This window comes from Geodermatophilaceae bacterium NBWT11 (assembly GCA_014218215.1).
GTDB lineage: Bacteria > Actinomycetota > Actinomycetes > Mycobacteriales > Geodermatophilaceae > Klenkia.
Genome location: CP043652.1, coordinates 3,889,050 through 3,905,616, shown reverse-complemented (window position 1 = coordinate 3,905,616; position 16,567 = coordinate 3,889,050). Strand labels below are relative to the sequence as shown.

Below are 16,567 nucleotides of genomic sequence, written 5' to 3'. Positions count from 1 at the left end.
TGCTGTCATGGGCCGGTGACGCGGGAGGAGCTGGTGGGCCGCTACCGCGAGCTGGTGCTCGGTGAGCTGCCCCGCCGGGCTCGGGCCGAGGGGTGGGTGGTGACCGCCGACCACTGCTTCGGCCGGATCGTGCTCGACCACGCCGTCGGGGGCCGCTGGTACGACGTGCTCGACCGCCGTCGCTCCCCCGCCTTCGCCCAGCTGGACGACGACCGCCTCGCCGCCGCCGTGGCGCTGGCCGACCGCATCGCCGCCGAGGGCGACCCGCTGCTGCGCGAGCTCGACCGGCAGAGCCTCGTCTGGCGGGGCAAGCCCACGAAGACCCGATGAGCCTGCTCGCGGTCGCCCACCTCGTGCTGGTCGCCGGGTACGCCGGGTTCCAGTGGACCGTGCGGGTGCTGGTCTACCCCCAGTTCGCCGGGGTGGGCGAGGGCTTCGCCGCCTACGAGCGGGCCCACCAGCAGCGGGTGACCCGGGTGGTCGGCCCGCTGTTCGTGGGCCAGGGCGCGACCACGGTCTGGCTGCTGGTGCTCCTGCTGCGCGGCGACGTCCCGACCCTGCCCGTGCTGGGCAGCGCGGTGTGCCTGGCCGTCGTCCTGGGCGTCACCGCAGCCGGCGCCGTCCCGCTGCACCGCCGGCTCGACGTCGGGTGGGACGCCGACGCGCACCGCCGGCTGCTGCGGGTGGACTCGGTGCGGGTGGCCGCTGCGAGTGCGAACGTCGTGCTCGCCGGGTGGCTCGTGCTGGGCTGAGGCACCCCGTCGAGGCCGCTCAGTCGGTGCGGGCCAGCGACTCCCAGGCGCTGCGGGCGCGCGGGGCCCAGGTGGCGTGCCGCTCGCGGAAGACCTGGGCGGCCCGGTTGCCGCTCCACCGCGGCGGTAGCAGCTCCCGCGGCAGGCCCGGGTCCAGCAGCGGGAAGCGCCGCCACTCCTGGACCAGCCGCACCTGGGCCACCAGCGCCTGCCGGTCGGTGCGCGGACGACGGGAGCCCACCAGCTCCAGGAACTCCTCGTAGCGGGTCTCGATCGCGTCCAGGTCCCACGCGCTGCGCACCAGCGACCGCTGGTCGCCGATCTGTCCGGACCGGGCCACGAACGACCAGCTGCCCGCGGTCAGGCCCAGCTCCTCGAGCACCCGGGCGGCCTCGGCCTCGCGGTCGACCCGGGGGGTCACCCACACGCCCGGGCTGGACGAGCCGAGCCCGGCCCAGCCGAGCTGGGTGCGCAGCCGTTGCCGCAGCGCCCGGGCGTTCTCCGGCACGGTCACGGTGAGCACCAGCCAGCTGCCGTCCCACGGCTGCTCCTCCGACGCGGCGTCGTAGATCCGCCGGGTGCCGTCGGTCAGCAGCCGGGTGCCCTGCTCGGTGAGCCCCCAGCGGGTCTCCCGGCCGATCCGCTGGGCGGCGATCCACCCGTCGTCGGCGGTGCGCATCAGCGCCTGCCGGGCGGCCTTCTCGGCCACGTCGAGGTCGGCGGCCAGCTCCAGGAGGGTGGAGGTCCACACCTGCTCCCCGCGCGGCAGCACGAACTCACCGAGCACCGTCAGGAGCAGGCTGCGGGCGCTGGCCGCGCCGAGCTCCTGCCGCCGGGTCAGGGTCGGCCCCTCGATCGGCGTCTCCCGCGCAGCTGTCACCGGTCCATGGTGGCACCCGGTGCCAGCCGCGGGCACCGGACGTGGGGAGACCGACACCCGCCCGGACTAGTACCGGTGCTGCTCGGGGTCGACGTACCCGCCGCTCTCCTCGGCACCGGGCCCGCGAGGCGCGGAGCCGACCGGGTCGGACCCCTCGTGGCGGTGCCCGGCGACCCGGTCCCGCTCGGCCTCGTACCGGGCCCGCGCGCCGTCGTCGGGGCGGGGTGCCGGTCCGGTCGCCGGTGACCCGCCGGTGTCCTGGCCGACCCGCCGGCCGCCCACCCGCTTGCGCAGCCGCCCGTCCTCGGCCGCGCTGAACCCGCGGGCCAGCAGCCAGCCGGTCACCGCATCCCGGTCGGGGTGGGCGTCCCGCACCACGTTGACCACGTAGTTGAGCCCCCGCGCGGACGCCTCGGCCTCGAGCCGGGCCAGGCAGAACGAACCGGCGCCGGTGCCCCGGGCCCTGCCGTCGACGGCCAGCAGGACCTCCGCGTCGCCCCAGACGTCGTCGAGCCACCCGTAGCCGAGCACCTCGCCCCCGGCCGAGCGCACCGACCACCAGTCTCCGGTCAGCTGCTCCCCCGCCGTGCGCTCCTGGTCGGGGAAGACACCAGGTGGGACGGATGCGAACACCCGTGTCCGGTCGTCGTCCCAGCGCGGGTCGGGATCGGCGACCCACTGCAACGTCTCGGGCACGGCGGCCTCCTCGGCGACTGCGGTCTACACGTCATGGGCACCTTGCGCAGCAAGGTGTAGCACGTCATAGTGAGCCGCGACACCCCCGGGACACCGGGCCGACCCCCCGCCGTCCGGCGGGCCAGGAGGCAGCGTGACCACCCTCGAGGACCGCCCACAGACCGACGAGGCACCAGCAGGCCCGGCCGAGGTCTCCTTCGACACCTCCCCCGCGCAGTACCGGCACTGGACGCTGAGCACCGACGGGGAGATCGCCACCCTCACCCTCGACGTGGCCGAGGACGGCGGGATCGTGCCCGGCTACGAGCTGAAGATGAACAGCTACGACCTGGGCGTGGACATCGAGCTGCACGACGCGGTCCAGCGGATCCGGTTCGAGCACCCCGAGGTGCGGGCCGTCGTGGTCGCCAGCGGCAAGGACCGGATGTTCTGCGCCGGGGCCAACATCCGGATGCTGGCCGGCTCGGCACACAGCTGGAAGGTGAACTTCTGCAAGTTCACCAACGAGACCCGCAACGGCATCGAGGACGCCACCGCGCACTCGGGCCTGCCCTTCATCGCCGCGGTCAACGGCACCGCGGCCGGCGGCGGGTACGAGCTCGCCCTGGCCTGCGAGCAGATCGTGCTGGTCGACGACAACTCCTCGGCGGTCTCGCTGCCCGAGGTCCCGCTGCTCGGCGTGCTGCCGGGCACCGGCGGGCTCACCCGGCTGGTCGACAAGCGCGGGGTCCGCCGCGACCTCGCCGACGTCTTCTCCACCACCTCGGAGGGCGTGCGCGGGGAGCGCGCGGTGCAGTGGCGGCTGGTCGACGCCGTCGCCAAGGCCCGCGACTTCGACGACGTCGTCCGCACCCGGGCCACCGAGGCCGCCGCCGGCTCCTCCCGCCCGGGCGCCGGCGCCACCGGGGTCGAGCTCACCCCGCTGGTCCGCGAGGTGGACGGCGACACCACGGCCTACGCCCACGTCCGCGTCGTCCTGGACCGGGCCGCCGGGACAGCCACGATCACCGTCCTGGGGCCCACGACCCTCCCGGGGTCGGTCGAGGAGCTGCACGCCGCCGGTGCCGCCGCCTGGCCGCTGGCCGTCACCCGCCAGCTGGACGACGCGATCCTGCGGCTGCGCACCAACGAGCTGGGCATCGGCACCTGGCTGCTGCGCACCGAGGGCGACGTCGAGACCGCCGCTGCCTGGGACGCCTTCCTGCTCGAGCACCGCGACGACTGGCTGGTCAACGAGACCTGGGGCTTCTACAAGCGGACCGTGAAGCGGCTGGACACCACCAGCCGGAGCCTCTTCGCGCTGATCGAGCCGGGCTCCTGCTTCGTCGGCCTGCTCGCCGAGATCGCGCTGTCCGCCGACCGGCAGTTCATGCTGGAGGGCCGGTTCGAGGACGACGAGGAACCCGCAGCACCCGCGGTGATCCGGCTCACCCCGGCCAACACCGGGCCGCTGCCGATGGGCAACGACCTCACCCGGCTGCAGGTCCGCTTCCTGGGCAGCGCCGCCGAGCTGGCCGCGGCCGAGGGTGCCGTGGGTCGCGACCTGCTCGCCGCCGACGCCCGGGAGCTCGGGCTGGTGACCACGACCCCGGACGACATCGACTGGGAGGACGAGGTGCGCCTGGTCGTGGAGGAGCGGGCCAGCTTCTCCCCCGACGCGCTGACCGGCATGGAGGCCAACCTGCGCTTCGCCGGCCAGGAGACCGCCGAGACCAAGGTCTTCGGCCGGCTCACCGCCTGGCAGAACTGGATCTTCCAGCGGCCCAACGCCGCTGGCCCCGAGGGAGCACTGCGCCGCTACGGCTCCGGCCAGCGGGCCGACTACGACAGGAAGCGGGTCTGACCATGACCACGACCGAATCGACCCCCAGCACCGGCACGCTGACCGGCCAGGCCCCGGCTCCCACCGGTCCGACGTCGACCATCGACTACTCCGAGCGCATCCCCAACAACGTGGACCTGGCCGGGAACCGCAAGCTGCAGCGCGCCCTGGAGGGCTGGCAGCCCAAGTTCCTGGACTGGTGGGGCAGCCTCGGCCCGTCGATCCCCACCCAGGACGTCTACCTGCGCACCGCGATCGCGGTCGGCCGGGACGGCTGGGCGCACTTCGACCGGGTGCCGATGGAGCAGTACCGCTGGGGCATCTTCCTGGCCGAGCAGGACCCGGACCGGACCATCTCCTTCGGCCAGCACAAGGGCGAGAAGGCCTGGCAGGAGGTGCCCGGTGAGTACCGCTCGGACCTGCGCCGGCTGATCGTCGTCCAGGGCGACACCGAGCCCGCGTCGGTCGAGCAGCAGCGCCACCTGGGCATGACCGCGCCCTCGCTGTACGACATGCGCAACCTGTTCCAGGTCAACGTGGAGGAGGGCCGGCACCTCTGGGCGATGGTCTACCTGCTGCACGCCCACTTCGGGAAGGACGGCCGCGAGGAGGCCGAGGAGCTGCTCAAGCGCAACTCCGGGGACTTCGACTCCCCCCGCATCCTGGGCGCCTTCAACGAGGAGACCACCGACTGGCTGCAGTTCTTCATGTTCACCTACTTCACCGACCGGGACGGCAAGTACCAGCTCGGCACGATGAAGGAGTCCGCCTTCGACCCGCTGGCCCGCACGTGCGAGTTCATGCTCAAGGAGGAGGCCCACCACATGTTCGTGGGCACCACCGGGGTGCAGCGGACCGTGGAGCGCACGGCAGCGTTGATGGCGGAGCACGGCACCGAGGACCTCTGGCAGCACGGGGCCATCCCGCTGACCGTGATCCAGAAGTACCTGAACTTCCAGTTCTCCGTCTCGATGGACCTCTTCGGCTCCGAGACGTCGTCCAACGTGGCGAAGTACTACACCGCCGGGCTCAAGGGCCGGTGGATGGAGACCCGCCGCAAGGACGACCACCTCCTGCACGACCTGACCATGGACGTCCCGGGCATCGAGGACGGCGCGCTGACCACCCGCACCGTCCCGCTGCTGACCGCACTGAACCTGGACCTGCGCAACGAGTACACCGCCGACTGCGTCAACGGCGTGCGCCGCTGGAACCAGGCACTGGAGGACGCCGGCCTGGAGGAGCGCCTCTACCTGCCCCACGACGGCTTCAACCGCCGGGTGGGGGCCTTCTCCGGCCACCACGTCAGCCCGCAGGGCGAGATCGTGGACGACGCCACCTGGGAGCGCTCGGTCGGTGACTGGCTGCCCACCCCCGACGACCGCGAGCAGGTCGCGGCGCTCATGACGCCCCACTACGAGGAGGGCGAGTTCGCCTCCTGGATCGCGCCGCCGTCGGTGGGCATCAACGACATGCCCGTCGAGTACGACTACGTCCGCTTCTAGGAGATGACCACCCTCGACGTCAGCGCCGACGCCGTGACCGGGCCCGTCCCCTCCGCCGCAGGGGCGGCGGGCCCGGAGCTGTTCAACGCCGCCGAGTGGCTGGTGACCCGGCACGCCCGGGCCGACGCCGGCCGGCTCGCGATCACCGCCATCGACCTGGACGGCAGCGTCCGCACGCTGACCTACGGCGAGCTCGACGCGGCCGTGTCCGCGCTGGCCGCGGCCTTCCTGGCCTCCGGCGTCCGGCCGGAGGAACGCCTGCTGCTGTGCATGGGCGACACCCCCGAGCTCCTCACCGCGTTCCTGGCGGGCCTGCGCATCGGTGCGGTCCCGGTACCGGTGTCGACCATGCTCACGCCCAAGGACGTCGCCGTGCTGGCCCGGGACAGCCGGGCCCGGCTGTTCGCGACGAGCTCGGAGTTCCTCGCGCTGGCCCCGGCCGTCGGCGGGCTGCCCGGCCTGGCCGACGTCGTCGTCCTCACCGACGGCGACCTGCCCGAGGTCCGGGGCGCCCGGGTGCACCGGTGGACGGACTTCGTGGCCACCGGGCAGGGCCGGGAGGTCCACCCGTACCCGACCGTGGCCGACTCCCCCGCGTTCTGGCTCTACACCTCGGGCACCACCGGCACCCCCAAGGGCGCGATGCACCGGCACGGCTCGCTGCGCGACACCTACGAGACCTACGCCTGCGACGTGCTGGCGATGCGTCCGGACGACGTCACCTTCTCGGTGGCCAAGTTCTTCTTCGCCTACGGCCTGGGCAACACCCTCACCTTCCCGTTCGGCGCCGGGGCCAGCACCGTCCTGGACCGCAACCGGCCCAGCCCCGCGGGGACGCTGCGCGTGCTCACCGAGCTGCGGCCCACCCTGTTCTTCGGCGGCCCCACCTACTTCGCCGCGCTGATGGCGGCCCAGCTGCCCCCCGACGCGTTCGCCTCCGTGCGGGCCTGCGTCTCGGCCGGCGAGGCGTTCCCGGCCGCGCTGTTCACCCGGCTCACCGACCGCTTTGGCGTGGAGATGCTCGACGGCATCGGGTCGACCGAGATGCTGCACATCTTCATCAGCAACCGTCCCGGGCGGGCGCGGGCCGGCTCGACCGGGGAGCTGGTGGCCGGGTACGACGCCAAGATCGAGGACGACGACGGCCGGCCCGTCCCCGACGGCACCCCGGGCAACCTCTACGTGCGCGGGTCCTCGGCCGCCACCGGGTACTGGCAGCGCGCCGAGGTCAGCCGCCGGGTCTTCCAGGGCCCGTGGGTGCGCACCGGGGACACCTACGTCCGCGGGCCCGACGGGTACTTCGCCTCCCTGGGGCGCACCGACGACATCATCAAGGCCGGTGGCATCTGGGTCTCCCCCACCGAGGTGGAGACCCGGCTGCGCGAGCACGTCGACGTCAGCTCCGTGGTCGTGGTGTCCATCCCCGACGCCGACGGGCTGGACAAGCCGGTCGCCTGCGTGGTGCTCGACCCCGCCTCGAACACGACCGGGGCGGACCTGGTCGCCTTCTGCCGGGAGGGCCTGGCGGCGTTCAAGCGCCCGCGGCACGTGCTGGTCTTCGACGAGCTCCCCATGACCGCCACCGGCAAGCTGCAGCGCTTCCGGGTGCGCGAGCTGGCCGTGGCCCGGCTGACCGGGGCCGACGCGTGAGGGACGTCGAGGTCGACCTGCTCGTCGTCGGTGCCGGACCTGCCGGGCTCTACGCGGCCTACTACGCCGGGTTCCGCGGGCTGCGCACCGCGATCGTGGACAGCCTCAGCGAACCCGGCGGGCAGGTCACCGCGCTCTACCCGGAGAAGCAGATCTACGACATCGCCGGCATGCCCGCCGTCCGCGGCCGGGACCTGGTGGCCGGGCTCGTCGCCCAGACCGGGCGCTTCGACCCGACCTACGTGCTGGGCGAACGGGCCGAGGAGCTGGAGCGCCGTCCCGACGGCCGGCTGGTGGTCACCACCGACCGGGGCACCCGGATCGACACCGGTGCGATCGTCGTGACGGGTGGGATCGGCACCTTCACCCCCCGCCCGCTCCCCGGCGGGGACGTCTGGGAGGGGCGCGGCCTGCACTACGTGGTCCGCGAGCTCGCCGCCCACGCCGACCAGCACGTCGTCGTCGTCGGCGGCGGGGACTCCGCCGTCGACTGGGCCCTGGCCCTGGAACCGCTGGCCGCCTCGGTCACCGTCGTGCACCGGCGGGCCGCCTTCCGGGCGCACGCGGCCAGCGTGGCCGACATGCACGCCGGGTCGACCGTCGTCGTCACCGACGCCCAGGTGCACGAGCTCACCGGGGACGACGTCCTGCGCGCCGTGCACGTCCGCGCGAAGGACGGCACGGTGACCGAGCACCGGGCCGACGCCGTCATCGCCGCGCTCGGCTTCACCGCCGACATCGGCCCGCTCGAGCGGTGGGGCATCGACGTGGTCGACCGCAAGATCACCGTGGACACCGCCATGCGCACCACCGTCCCCGGGGTCTACGCGGCCGGGGACATCACCGAGTACCCGGGCAAGGTGCGGTTGATCTCGGTCGGGTTCGGGGAGGCCGCCACCGCCGTGAACAACGCCGCCACCCACCTCTTACCCGACCAGCCGCTGTTCCCCGGACACAGCAGCGACGACCCCGCCGGCACCGGCACCCCCGCGCTCGCCACCGCCTGAACCGACTGGAGACAGATCAACCGTGCCCTACGTGATCGGCAACGAGTGCATCGGCACCACCGACATGTCCTGCGTGGACGAGTGCCCCGTGGACTGCATCTACGAGGGCGACACCAAGCTCTACATCAACCCCAAGGAGTGCATCGACTGCGGGGCGTGCGAGCCGGCCTGCCCGGTCGAGGCCATCGCCCAGGACCGTCGGGTCACCGAGGAGAACGAGCCGCACGTGGAGGACAACCGGCGGTTCTTCCTGGAGCTGCTGCCCGGGCGGGACGCGCCCCTGGGCAACCCCGGCGGGGCGAGCAAGACCGGCCGGATCGGCGTGGACACCGAGCTGGTGGCCGGTCTCTGACCCCCGGCACGCAGAACGGCCCGGCTCCCTGACGGGGGCCGGGCCGTTCGTGCGTACAGGTGGTGCTGGGGTCAGCGCTGCGGGCCGATGCCCTGGGCGTTGAGACCCTGGATGATCCGCGAGGACTCCTCGAAGCCGATCACCACGATGGCGTCGGGGTTGAGGTCGACCATCTGCTGCACCTCGGAGTCGAAGTTGGCAGCCTGCGGGTCGTAGGTGATCGAGACGACGTCGTCCTCGGACAGACCGTCGCTGATCAGGTTGTTGCGGGCGTTCTCGGCCAGGCCGGTGCCGTACGGGTCGTTGATCGCGAGGATCCCGACCGTGTTGTTGCCGTCGGCACCGATCAGGTCGGCCAGCGCACGGGCCTGCAGCGTGTCCGCGGGCGCGGTACGGAAGTACAGGCCCGAGTCGTCGTAGGTCGTGAACTGGTCGGAGGTGTTCGCCGGGGAGAACTCCAGGACGCCGGCACCGGTGATGGTGTCGATGACCGTGAGGCTCACGCCCGAGGAGGCAGCGCCGATGATCGCGTTGACGCCGGACTGCAGGAGGCGGTCCACGGTCTGGGTGGCGGTGTCGGTCGAGGCGTCACCGGAGTCACCCTCGACGAGCTGGACCGGCTGGCCCAGGACGCCACCGGCGGCGTTGATGTCGTTGATCGCCAGCTGGACGCCGGCGACCTCCGGCGGCCCGAGGAAGGCCAGGTTGCCGGTCAGCGGCAGCAGCGTGCCGATGATCAGCGGGTCGCCCGTGGCGCCGGCCGCGGCGTAGGCCGGGCCCTCGTCGGAGGCGGCGTTGGCCTCGTCGCCCGCGAGGGCGAACTCGGTCAGGCTGTCGTCGATCTGGTTGTCGTCACCGAACTGCAGCAGGCCGAAGCTGGCCTCGGCCGGCTCGCCGGCATCGGCGAAGCTCAGCGGACCGGTGATGCCGTCGTAGTCGACGTTCCCGCCGGCGGTGATGATGTCCAGGCAGGCCTGGAAGTCCGAGCAGGCGTCCCCACCGAAGGTGATGCCGTTGACGTACGGCCCGAAGGTCGTCGCCTGGTTGGTGCCGGCGGCCTGCGCGGCGAGCGCGGTGATGATCACCGCGTCGTAGGACTCACCCGCGTAGTTGTAGTCCTGCAGGTCGGGGTTGATCTCGAGCAGACGGTCGGTGAAGTCCCCCGACAGCTCGGTCAGCGGCGTGGTGCCCCGCATGCCAGCCAGGGCGCCCGGCTCGGAGAAGTCGTTGCCGAGGGCGTTGCCCATGTTGCCGTCGGTGCCGTAGACGTTGACCTGCCGTGAACCGCTGTCCCCGCTGCCACCGCTGGTGGCCGCGGCGTCGTCGCTGTCGCTGCCGCCGCCACAGGCGGTTGCAGCGAGCAGGACGGCCCCGGACACGGCGACAGCGCGGGCGAAGGTGCCAGTGCGCATCAAGTGACTCCCAGTGAGGTGTTCCATCGCTCGGCCGGACCCGGGCCAGGGCGCGGATGCACCCGGGCCTGTCCGACCAGTGGGGGGAACCTAGCTGTGTGGTGGGACACCGAGAGCCCTCTCGACCGCACCGTGATGAGGTCGTGACCTGATCGGTCGGAACCCGTGACACGCGTGGTTCTGGGCAACACGCCCGTCACCCGGGCGACCCCGGTCCCGAACGGACCCGAACGGGTCCCTGCGGGCGATCAGGCGGTGGGGGTCTCCGCCGGGCCGACACCGTCGGTGAGAACCAGCTGGGCCAGTGCCTTCATCGAGGTGCGCTCGTTCATCGCCGTGCGCTGTATCCACCGGAAGGCCTCGGCCTCGCTGATCCCGCGGTCGGTCATCAGCTTGCCCTTGGCCTGCTCGACCACCTTGCGGGCCTCCAGGCGCTCCTTGAGGTCGCCGACCTCGGCGTCCAGCGCGGTCATCTCGACGAACCGCGCCCGGGCCACCTCGATGGCCGGCACCAGGTCGGCCTTGGAGAACGGCTTGACCAGGTACGCCATCGCGCCGGCGTCTCGGGCCCGCTCGACCAGCTCGCGCTGGGAGAAGGCCGTCAGCACGATCACCGGGGCGATCCGCGAGGCCGCGATCTGCTCGGCGGCCGACAACCCGTCCAGCACCGGCATCTGCACGTCGAGGACGACGAGGTCGGGCCGCAGCTCGCGCGCCTGGTCGACCGCGGCCTGGCCGTCACCGACCTCGCCGACGACGACGTACCCCTCCTCCTCCAACATCTCCTTGAGGTCGAGGCGGATCAGTGCCTCGTCCTCGGCGATGAGGACCCGGGTCGGCTCGTTGCTCACCGGCTCACCCTAGCGAGGCCGCGAGCCCGGTGCGTCGTACGCTCCACCGAGGCCCCCGTACCCCAACTGGCAGAGGGAGCGGATTCAAAACCCGCACAGTGTCCGTTCGAATCGGACCGGGGGCACGTGACCGGCCACATGACTCCTGAGCAGTTCCGCCAGCACGGGCACGAGGTCGTGGACTGGGTGGCCGACCACATGGCGCGGGTGGAGTCGCTGCCGGTGCGGTCCCGGGTGTCCCCCGGCGACGTCCGGGCCCAGCTCCCCGCGCACGCCCCGGAGCAGGGCGGCTCGATCGCCGACGTGCTCGCCGACCTCGAGCGGGTCGTCGTCCCCGGCCTCACGCACTGGCAGCACCCCGGTTTCTTCGGCTACTTCCCGGCCAACACCTCCGGGCCCTCCGTGCTCGGTGACCTGGTCAGCTCCGCCCTCGGCGTCCAGGGCATGTCCTGGGTGACCAGCCCGGCCTGCACCGAGCTCGAGCAGCACGTCATGGACTGGTTCGTCGAACTGCTCGGGCTGCCTGAGTCCTTCACCCACGCCGGCACCGGCGGCGGGGTCGTCCAGGACTCCAGCTCCGGGGCCAACCTGGTCGCCCTGCTCGCCGCGCTGCACAAGGCCACGGGCGGCGCCACCGTGCGCGGTGGCGTCCGGCCGGAGGACATGACCGTCTACGTCTCGGCCCAGACGCACTCCTCGATGGAGAAGGCGGCCCGGATCGCGGGCCTCGGCACCGACGCCGTGCGCATCGTCGAGGTCGACGGCGACCTGGCGATGCGCCCGCAGGCCCTGGCCGCGCGGATCGACCGTGACGTGGCCCGCGGCTTCACCCCCGTGCTCGTCTGCGCCACGGTGGGGACGACGTCCACGGGTGCCTTCGACCCGCTGGAGGCCATCGGGCCGATCTGCCGGGACCGCGGCGTGTGGCTGCACGTCGACGCCGCCTGGGCCGGGGTCGCCGCCGTGGCGCCCGAGCTGCGGCACCTGCAGGCCGGCGTCGAGTGGGCCGACAGCTACACCACCGACGCGCACAAGTGGCTGCTCACCGGCTTCGACGCCACGTTGTTCTTCACCGCCGACCGGGCCGCGCTCACCGGCGCGCTGGCGATCCTCCCCGAGTACCTGCGCAACGCCGCGACCGACAGCGGCTCGGTGGTCGACTACCGGGACTGGCAGATCGAGCTGGGCCGCCGCTTCCGGGCGCTCAAGCTGTGGTTCGTCGTCCGCTGGTACGGCGCCGAGGGGCTGCGCGAGCACGTGCGCGGGCACGTGGCGCTGGCCCAGGAGCTCGCCGGCTGGGCGCGCGCCGACGACCGGTTCTCCGTCGTCGCCCCGCACCCGCTGTCGCTGGTGTGCCTCAAGCCGCGCTGGCCGCACGGGGTGGACGGCGACGTCGCCACCATGACCCTGCTCGAGCGCCTGGCCGACGGCGGGAAGGTGTTCCTGACCCACACCACGGTCTCCGGCGAGGTGGTGGTCCGGGTGTCCATCGGGTCACCGGCCACCGAGCGTCGGCACGTGGAGCGGCTGTGGGCGCTGCTGGGCGAGCACCACGACTGGCTGGCGGCCGACTTCGCCGAGCAGCAGCGCGAGCAGACCGAGCGGGAGCGCGCCGAGCGCGAGGCGGCCGAGCAGGCCGCGGCCGAGCCGCAGCCGGTGGAGCACCAGACCGTGGCCGAGGTGGAACAGACCGAGGTGGAGCAGACCTCAGCCGAGTGAGCGGATGAGGCCCTCCTGGGCGACGGTCGCCACGTGCGTGCCGTCGGCCGCCCAGATCTGGCCCAGGTTCATCGCCCGTCCCGAGGCGGCGGCCGGGCTGTCGGTCTCGTAGAGGAACCAGTCGTCGGCCCGCACCGGCCGGTGGAACCACACGGCGTGGTCCAGCGAGGCACCCACGTGCTCACCGCCCCAGCCGCCGCCGATGCGGGCCAGGCCCGCCGACAGCAGGGTCAGGTCGGACACGAAGGTCAGCGCTGCCGCGTGCACGCCGGGGTCGTCGGGCAGCCGGCCGGTGACCCGGAACCAGGTGTGGTTCTGGGTGTGCGGCGGGGTCTTGGGCGCCGGGTCGAACGGGTCCTCGAGGAAGCGCTGCTCGACCACGCGGGCGAAGGCCCGGGCACCGGTGGAGCGGCCCGGGTGGGCAGCGCTGACCTCCTCGATGCCGGGCAGGGACTCCGCACCGGGCACGTCGGGCATCGGCAGCGAGTGCTCGACGACGGCGGCCTCCCCCTCGGTGAAGTCCGCGGTCAGCGCGAAGACCGCGACGTCCTCGCCCTTGCGGGTCTGCCGGCCGACGACCCGGCGGGTGGAGAAGGACCGGCCCTCGCGGATCCGGTCGACCTCGTAGCGCAGCTCCTCGTGCGGGTCGCCTGGACGGAGGAAGTACGCGTGCAGTGAGTGCACCCCCCGACCGGCCGGGACCGTGTGGGTGGCCGCGGTGAGCGCCTGGGCGGCGACCTGACCACCGAAGACCCGCTGCAGCGGGGTGGACGGGGTCTGGCCCACGTACAGGTCCGGTGACCGCTCCTCGAGGTCCAGGACCTCGAGGAGCGCTGCCGCCGGGAGCTTGTCCGTCATCCCGTGCTGCCTCGTGGCCCCGGTGCGGGGTCAGGCATGCTGGCCGATCTCGTGCACCCGGATGAGGTTCGTGGAGCCGGAGATGTTCGGCGGCGAGCCGGCGACGACGACCACCCGGTCACCCTCCTTGAGCCGGCCGATCGACAGCAGCGAGAAGTCGACCTGCCCGACCATGTCGTCGGTGTGCCCGACCTCGGGCACCAGGAAGGTCTCCACACCCCAGGACAGCGCCATCCGGCTGCGCACCCGCGGGTCGGTGGTGAAGGCCAGGATCGGCAGGGTGGTGTGCAGCGCGGCGAGCCGGCGGACGGTGTCCCCGGTCATCGTGAACGCGGCCAGCGCGTCGACCTCGAGGGCCTCGCCCACCTCGCGGGCGGCCCGGACGATGGCACCGGAGCGCGAGCGGGACTGGCGCAGCAGGGCCGGCACCCGCACCGCGTCGGACTCGACCGCGTCGATGATCCGCTCCATGGTGCGCACCGCGGCGATGGGGAACTTCCCGACCGAGGTCTCCCCCGACAGCATCACGGCGTCGGCACCGTCGAGCACGGCGTTGGCGACGTCGGAGGCCTCGGCCCGGGTGGGCCGGGAGGAGTTGATCATCGACTCGAGCATCTGGGTGGCCACGATGACCGGCTTGTTCCGCTCGCGGGCGGCCTGCACGGCGCGCTTCTGCACCAGCGGGACCTGCTCCAGCGGCAGCTCCACGCCCAGGTCGCCGCGGGCGACCATGATCCCGTCGAAGGCCTCGACGATGGCCTCGAGGTTCTCCACCGCCTCGGGCTTCTCCAGCTTGGCGATGACCGGGAGGTCGACGTCCATCTGGCGCATGATCTCGCGCACCAGCTCGACGTCCTCGGCCTTGCGGACGAAGGACAGCGCGATGAAGTCGACCCCGAGGCCCAGGGCGAACCGGAGGTCCTCCTCGTCCTTCTCGCTCATCGCCGGGACGCTGACCGCGACCCCGGGCAGCGACAGGCCCTTGTTGTTGGAGACGACGCCGCCCTCGAGGACCAGGCACCACACGTCGGGCCCGTCGACCTCGACCACGGTGAGGGAGAGGTTGCCGTCGTCGACGAGCAGCCGGTCACCGACGCGGACGTCGTTGGCCAGGTTCTTGTACGTGGTGCCGACCCGCTCGGCGGTGCCCTCGACGTCCTCGACGGTGATGCACACGCGGGAGCCGGTGGCCCAGAGGACCGGACCGTCGACGAAGCGGCCGAGCCGGATCTTGGGGCCCTGGAGGTCGGCCAGCACGGCGACCGCGCGGCCGACGGAGTCCGACGCGGTGCGGACGAGGTGGTAGTTGCGCTCGTGGTCGGCGTGCTCGCCGTGGCTGAAGTTCAGCCGGGCGACGTCCATGCCGGACTCGACGAGGGCGGTGATCTGCTCGGCGGTGCCCACGGCGGGGCCCAGGGTGCAGACGATCTTGGCGCGACGGGACATGGTGCTCAACCTAGTGGGGCGGCCCGGGAGAACCCGGACCGCCCCACGGAAACGTCATGATGTCTGGCCCCGCTGCAGGGACCCGCGGCGCGCGAAGCGTGTCGTGGGGGGCAGCGGGGTCCTTATCGGAGTGCGACCGCCGTGGGGGTGATCGGCCGGGGCAGCATGGAGGCCCCGGTCAGCCAGGTGTCGACGGCACCGGCGGCAGCCCGGCCCTCGGCGATGGCCCAGACGATGAGCGACTGGCCGCGGCCGATGTCCCCGGCCACGAAGACGCCGGGCACCGAGGACATGAAGTCGGCGTCCCGGACGACGTTGCCGCGCCCGTCGACCTCGACGCCGAGGCTCTCGACCAGGCCCTCCTTCTGCGCACCGGTGAAGCCCATGGCCAGGAAGACCAGGTCGGCGGGGAGCTCGCGCTCGGTGCCCTCGACCTTGGTGAACTTCCCGTCGACCATCTCCACGTCGTGCACGGCGATGGCGCGGACGTGACCGTCCTCGTCGCCGACGAAGCGCTCGGTGTTGACCGAGTAGATCCGGTCGCCACCCTCCTCGTGCGCCGAGGACACCCGCAGCACCATCGGGTAGGTCGGCCAGGGGTTCTTCGCACCCCGGGACGACGGCGGCTCGGGCATGATCTCCAGCTGCGCGACCGAGGCCGCACCCTGCCGGTGCGAGGTGCCCAGGCAGTCGGCACCGGTGTCACCGCCGCCGATGATCACCACGTGCTTGCCGTGGGCGTCGATCGGGGCGCGCTCGACCTGGCCCAGGGCCTGCCGGTTGCCGCCGGGCAGGAACTCCATCGCCAGGTGGATGCCCTCGAGCTCCCGGCCCGGGGCGGGCAGGTCACGGCCGACGGTCGCCCCACCGGAGAGCACCACGGCGTCGAAGTCCGACCGCAGCTGCTCGACGGTGACGTCGGAGCCCGCGGCCCCGACCTCCACGCCGGTGACGAACCGGGTGCCCTCGGCGCGCATCTGGTCCAGCCGGCGGTCCAGGTGGCGCTTCTCCATCTTGAACTCGGGGATGCCGTAGCGCATGAGCCCGCCGATGGCGTCGGCCCGCTCGAAGACGGTCACCTCGTGCCCGGCCCGGGTCAGCTGCTGGGCGGTGGCCAGCCCGGCCGGCCCGGAGCCGACCACGGCGACCTTCTTGCCCGACAGCTCGGCCGGCGGCTGCGGCTCGACCCAGCCCTCGGCGAAGGCGCGGTCGATGATCTCGACCTCGACCTGCTTGATGGTCACCGGGGACTCGGTCAGGTTGAGCACGCAGGAGCCCTCGCAGGGCGCCGGGCACAGCCGCCCGGTGAACTCCGGGAAGTTGTTCGTGGCGTGCAGCCGCTCGGTGGCCTCGCGCCAGTCGTCCCGGCGGACGAGGTCGTTCCACTCCGGGATCAGGTTGCCCAGCGGGCAGCCGTGGTGGCAGAACGGGATGCCGCAGTCCATGCAGCGGGCCGCCTGGGTGCGCAGCGCCGCGGTGCCGAAGGCCTCCTCGCCGCCCTTCTCGCGCTCGAGGTAGACCTCCTTCCAGTCCATGATCCGGACGTCGACCGGACGCCGCGGCGGGGTGGCCCGCTCGAACTTGAGGAAACCGGTGGAGTCAGGCACAGCGGGCCTC

The 16,567-nt window shown here is 72.8% G+C and carries 15 protein-coding genes and 1 tRNA gene; 9 read left to right on the top strand and 7 right to left on the bottom strand.

Going from position 1 to position 16,567, the window contains the following annotated elements; genetic code table 11:
* Positions 1-15: 15 nt before the first annotated feature.
* Positions 16-330, top strand: coding sequence for a hypothetical protein (locus F1C76_18955; protein ID QNG38371.1), 315 nt, complete (start codon positions 16-18; stop codon positions 328-330).
* The gene (locus tag F1C76_18950) at positions 327-752 is read left to right on the top strand and encodes a DUF1772 domain-containing protein (protein ID QNG38370.1); all 426 of its coding nucleotides are present in this window, start codon (positions 327-329) and stop codon (positions 750-752) included. Before F1C76_18955 ends, F1C76_18950 begins: the two co-directional genes overlap by 4 nt.
* A gap of 19 nt (positions 753-771) precedes the next feature.
* Here F1C76_18950 and F1C76_18945 read toward each other — a convergent pair whose 3' ends face one another.
* Together F1C76_18945 and F1C76_18940 are read right to left on the bottom strand one after the other, a co-directional pair.
* Positions 772-1,632, bottom strand: coding sequence for a PaaX family transcriptional regulator (locus tag F1C76_18945; protein ID QNG38369.1), 861 nt, complete (start codon positions 1,630-1,632; stop codon positions 772-774).
* 66 nt (positions 1,633-1,698) lie between these two features.
* Positions 1,699-2,328, bottom strand: a complete 630-nt coding sequence (locus F1C76_18940) for a hypothetical protein (GenBank protein ID QNG38368.1) — start codon at positions 2,326-2,328, stop codon at positions 1,699-1,701.
* Between the two features lie 133 nt (positions 2,329-2,461).
* Here F1C76_18940 and F1C76_18935 point away from each other — a divergent pair, with 133 nt between their 5' ends.
* The 5 genes from F1C76_18935 (at position 2,462) to F1C76_18915 (ending at position 8,664) form a co-directional block, all read left to right on the top strand.
* A complete protein-coding gene (locus F1C76_18935; protein QNG38367.1) occupies positions 2,462-4,171 on the top strand; it encodes a benzoyl-CoA-dihydrodiol lyase in 1,710 nt (569 codons plus the stop codon).
* Positions 4,172-4,173: 2 nt separating this feature from the next.
* The gene (boxB, locus tag F1C76_18930; protein QNG38366.1) at positions 4,174-5,655 is read left to right on the top strand and encodes a benzoyl-CoA 2,3-epoxidase subunit BoxB; all 1,482 of its coding nucleotides are present in this window, start codon (positions 4,174-4,176) and stop codon (positions 5,653-5,655) included.
* Positions 5,656-5,733: 78 nt separating this feature from the next.
* Positions 5,734-7,305 carry a benzoate-CoA ligase family protein gene (locus F1C76_18925; GenBank protein QNG39372.1) on the top strand — a complete coding sequence of 524 codons (1,572 nt, stop codon included), beginning with the start codon at positions 5,734-5,736 and terminating at the stop codon, positions 7,303-7,305.
* Positions 7,302-8,312, top strand: a complete 1,011-nt coding sequence (locus F1C76_18920) for an NAD(P)/FAD-dependent oxidoreductase (GenBank protein ID QNG38365.1) — start codon at positions 7,302-7,304, stop codon at positions 8,310-8,312. The genes F1C76_18925 and F1C76_18920 overlap by 4 nt, the downstream gene beginning before the upstream one ends.
* Positions 8,313-8,334: 22 nt before the next feature.
* The gene (locus F1C76_18915; protein QNG38364.1) at positions 8,335-8,664 is read left to right on the top strand and encodes a ferredoxin family protein; all 330 of its coding nucleotides are present in this window, start codon (positions 8,335-8,337) and stop codon (positions 8,662-8,664) included.
* A 71-nt stretch (positions 8,665-8,735) separates the two neighbouring features.
* On the opposite strand, the gene F1C76_18910 is transcribed toward F1C76_18915, so the two are convergent.
* Entirely contained in the window at positions 8,736-10,076 is a 1,341-nt protein-coding gene (locus F1C76_18910) for an ABC transporter substrate-binding protein (GenBank protein QNG38363.1), read from the bottom strand.
* 248 nt (positions 10,077-10,324) lie between these two features.
* A complete protein-coding gene (locus tag F1C76_18905; protein QNG38362.1) occupies positions 10,325-10,927 on the bottom strand; it encodes a response regulator in 603 nt (200 codons plus the stop codon).
* A gap of 51 nt (positions 10,928-10,978) precedes the next feature.
* On the opposite strand from F1C76_18905, the gene F1C76_18900 reads away from it, so the two are divergent.
* Together F1C76_18900 and F1C76_18895 are read left to right on the top strand one after the other, a co-directional pair.
* Positions 10,979-11,052 (top strand) — tRNA-Leu (locus tag F1C76_18900).
* A gap of 13 nt (positions 11,053-11,065) precedes the next feature.
* Positions 11,066-12,646 (top strand): aminotransferase class V-fold PLP-dependent enzyme, encoded by a 1,581-nt coding sequence (locus F1C76_18895; GenBank protein QNG38361.1) that lies wholly within the window; start codon positions 11,066-11,068, stop codon positions 12,644-12,646.
* Here the strand turns inward: F1C76_18895 and F1C76_18890 are convergent.
* The 3 genes from F1C76_18890 to F1C76_18880 form a co-directional block, all read right to left on the bottom strand.
* Positions 12,635-13,504, bottom strand: a complete 870-nt coding sequence (locus tag F1C76_18890; GenBank protein ID QNG38360.1) for an acyl-CoA thioesterase II — start codon at positions 13,502-13,504, stop codon at positions 12,635-12,637. The two genes, F1C76_18895 and F1C76_18890, sit on opposite strands and share 12 nt — an antisense overlap.
* Positions 13,505-13,534: 30 nt before the next feature.
* On the bottom strand, positions 13,535-14,950 hold the full coding sequence (gene pyk, locus F1C76_18885) for a pyruvate kinase (GenBank protein QNG38359.1): 1,416 nt from the start codon (positions 14,948-14,950) through the stop codon (positions 13,535-13,537).
* Positions 14,951-15,072: 122 nt separating this feature from the next.
* Positions 15,073-16,557 (bottom strand): glutamate synthase subunit beta, encoded by a 1,485-nt coding sequence (locus F1C76_18880; GenBank protein QNG38358.1) that lies wholly within the window; start codon positions 16,555-16,557, stop codon positions 15,073-15,075.
* Positions 16,558-16,567 lie beyond the last annotated feature (10 nt).

Excerpts from the sequence above, each read along its gene's own strand:
- F1C76_18890 (QNG38360.1), bottom strand. The coding sequence starts at position 13,504 with ATGACGGACAAGCTCCCGGCGGCAGCGCTCCTCGAGGTCCTGGACCTC.
- F1C76_18895 (QNG38361.1), top strand. The coding sequence starts at position 11,066 with ATGACTCCTGAGCAGTTCCGCCAGCACGGGCACGAGGTCGTGGACTGG.
- F1C76_18950 (QNG38370.1), top strand. The coding sequence starts at position 327 with ATGAGCCTGCTCGCGGTCGCCCACCTCGTGCTGGTCGCCGGGTACGCC.
- boxB (QNG38366.1), top strand. The coding sequence starts at position 4,174 with ATGACCACGACCGAATCGACCCCCAGCACCGGCACGCTGACCGGCCAG.
- pyk (QNG38359.1), bottom strand. The coding sequence starts at position 14,950 with ATGTCCCGTCGCGCCAAGATCGTCTGCACCCTGGGCCCCGCCGTGGGC.
- F1C76_18910 (QNG38363.1), bottom strand. The coding sequence starts at position 10,076 with ATGCGCACTGGCACCTTCGCCCGCGCTGTCGCCGTGTCCGGGGCCGTC.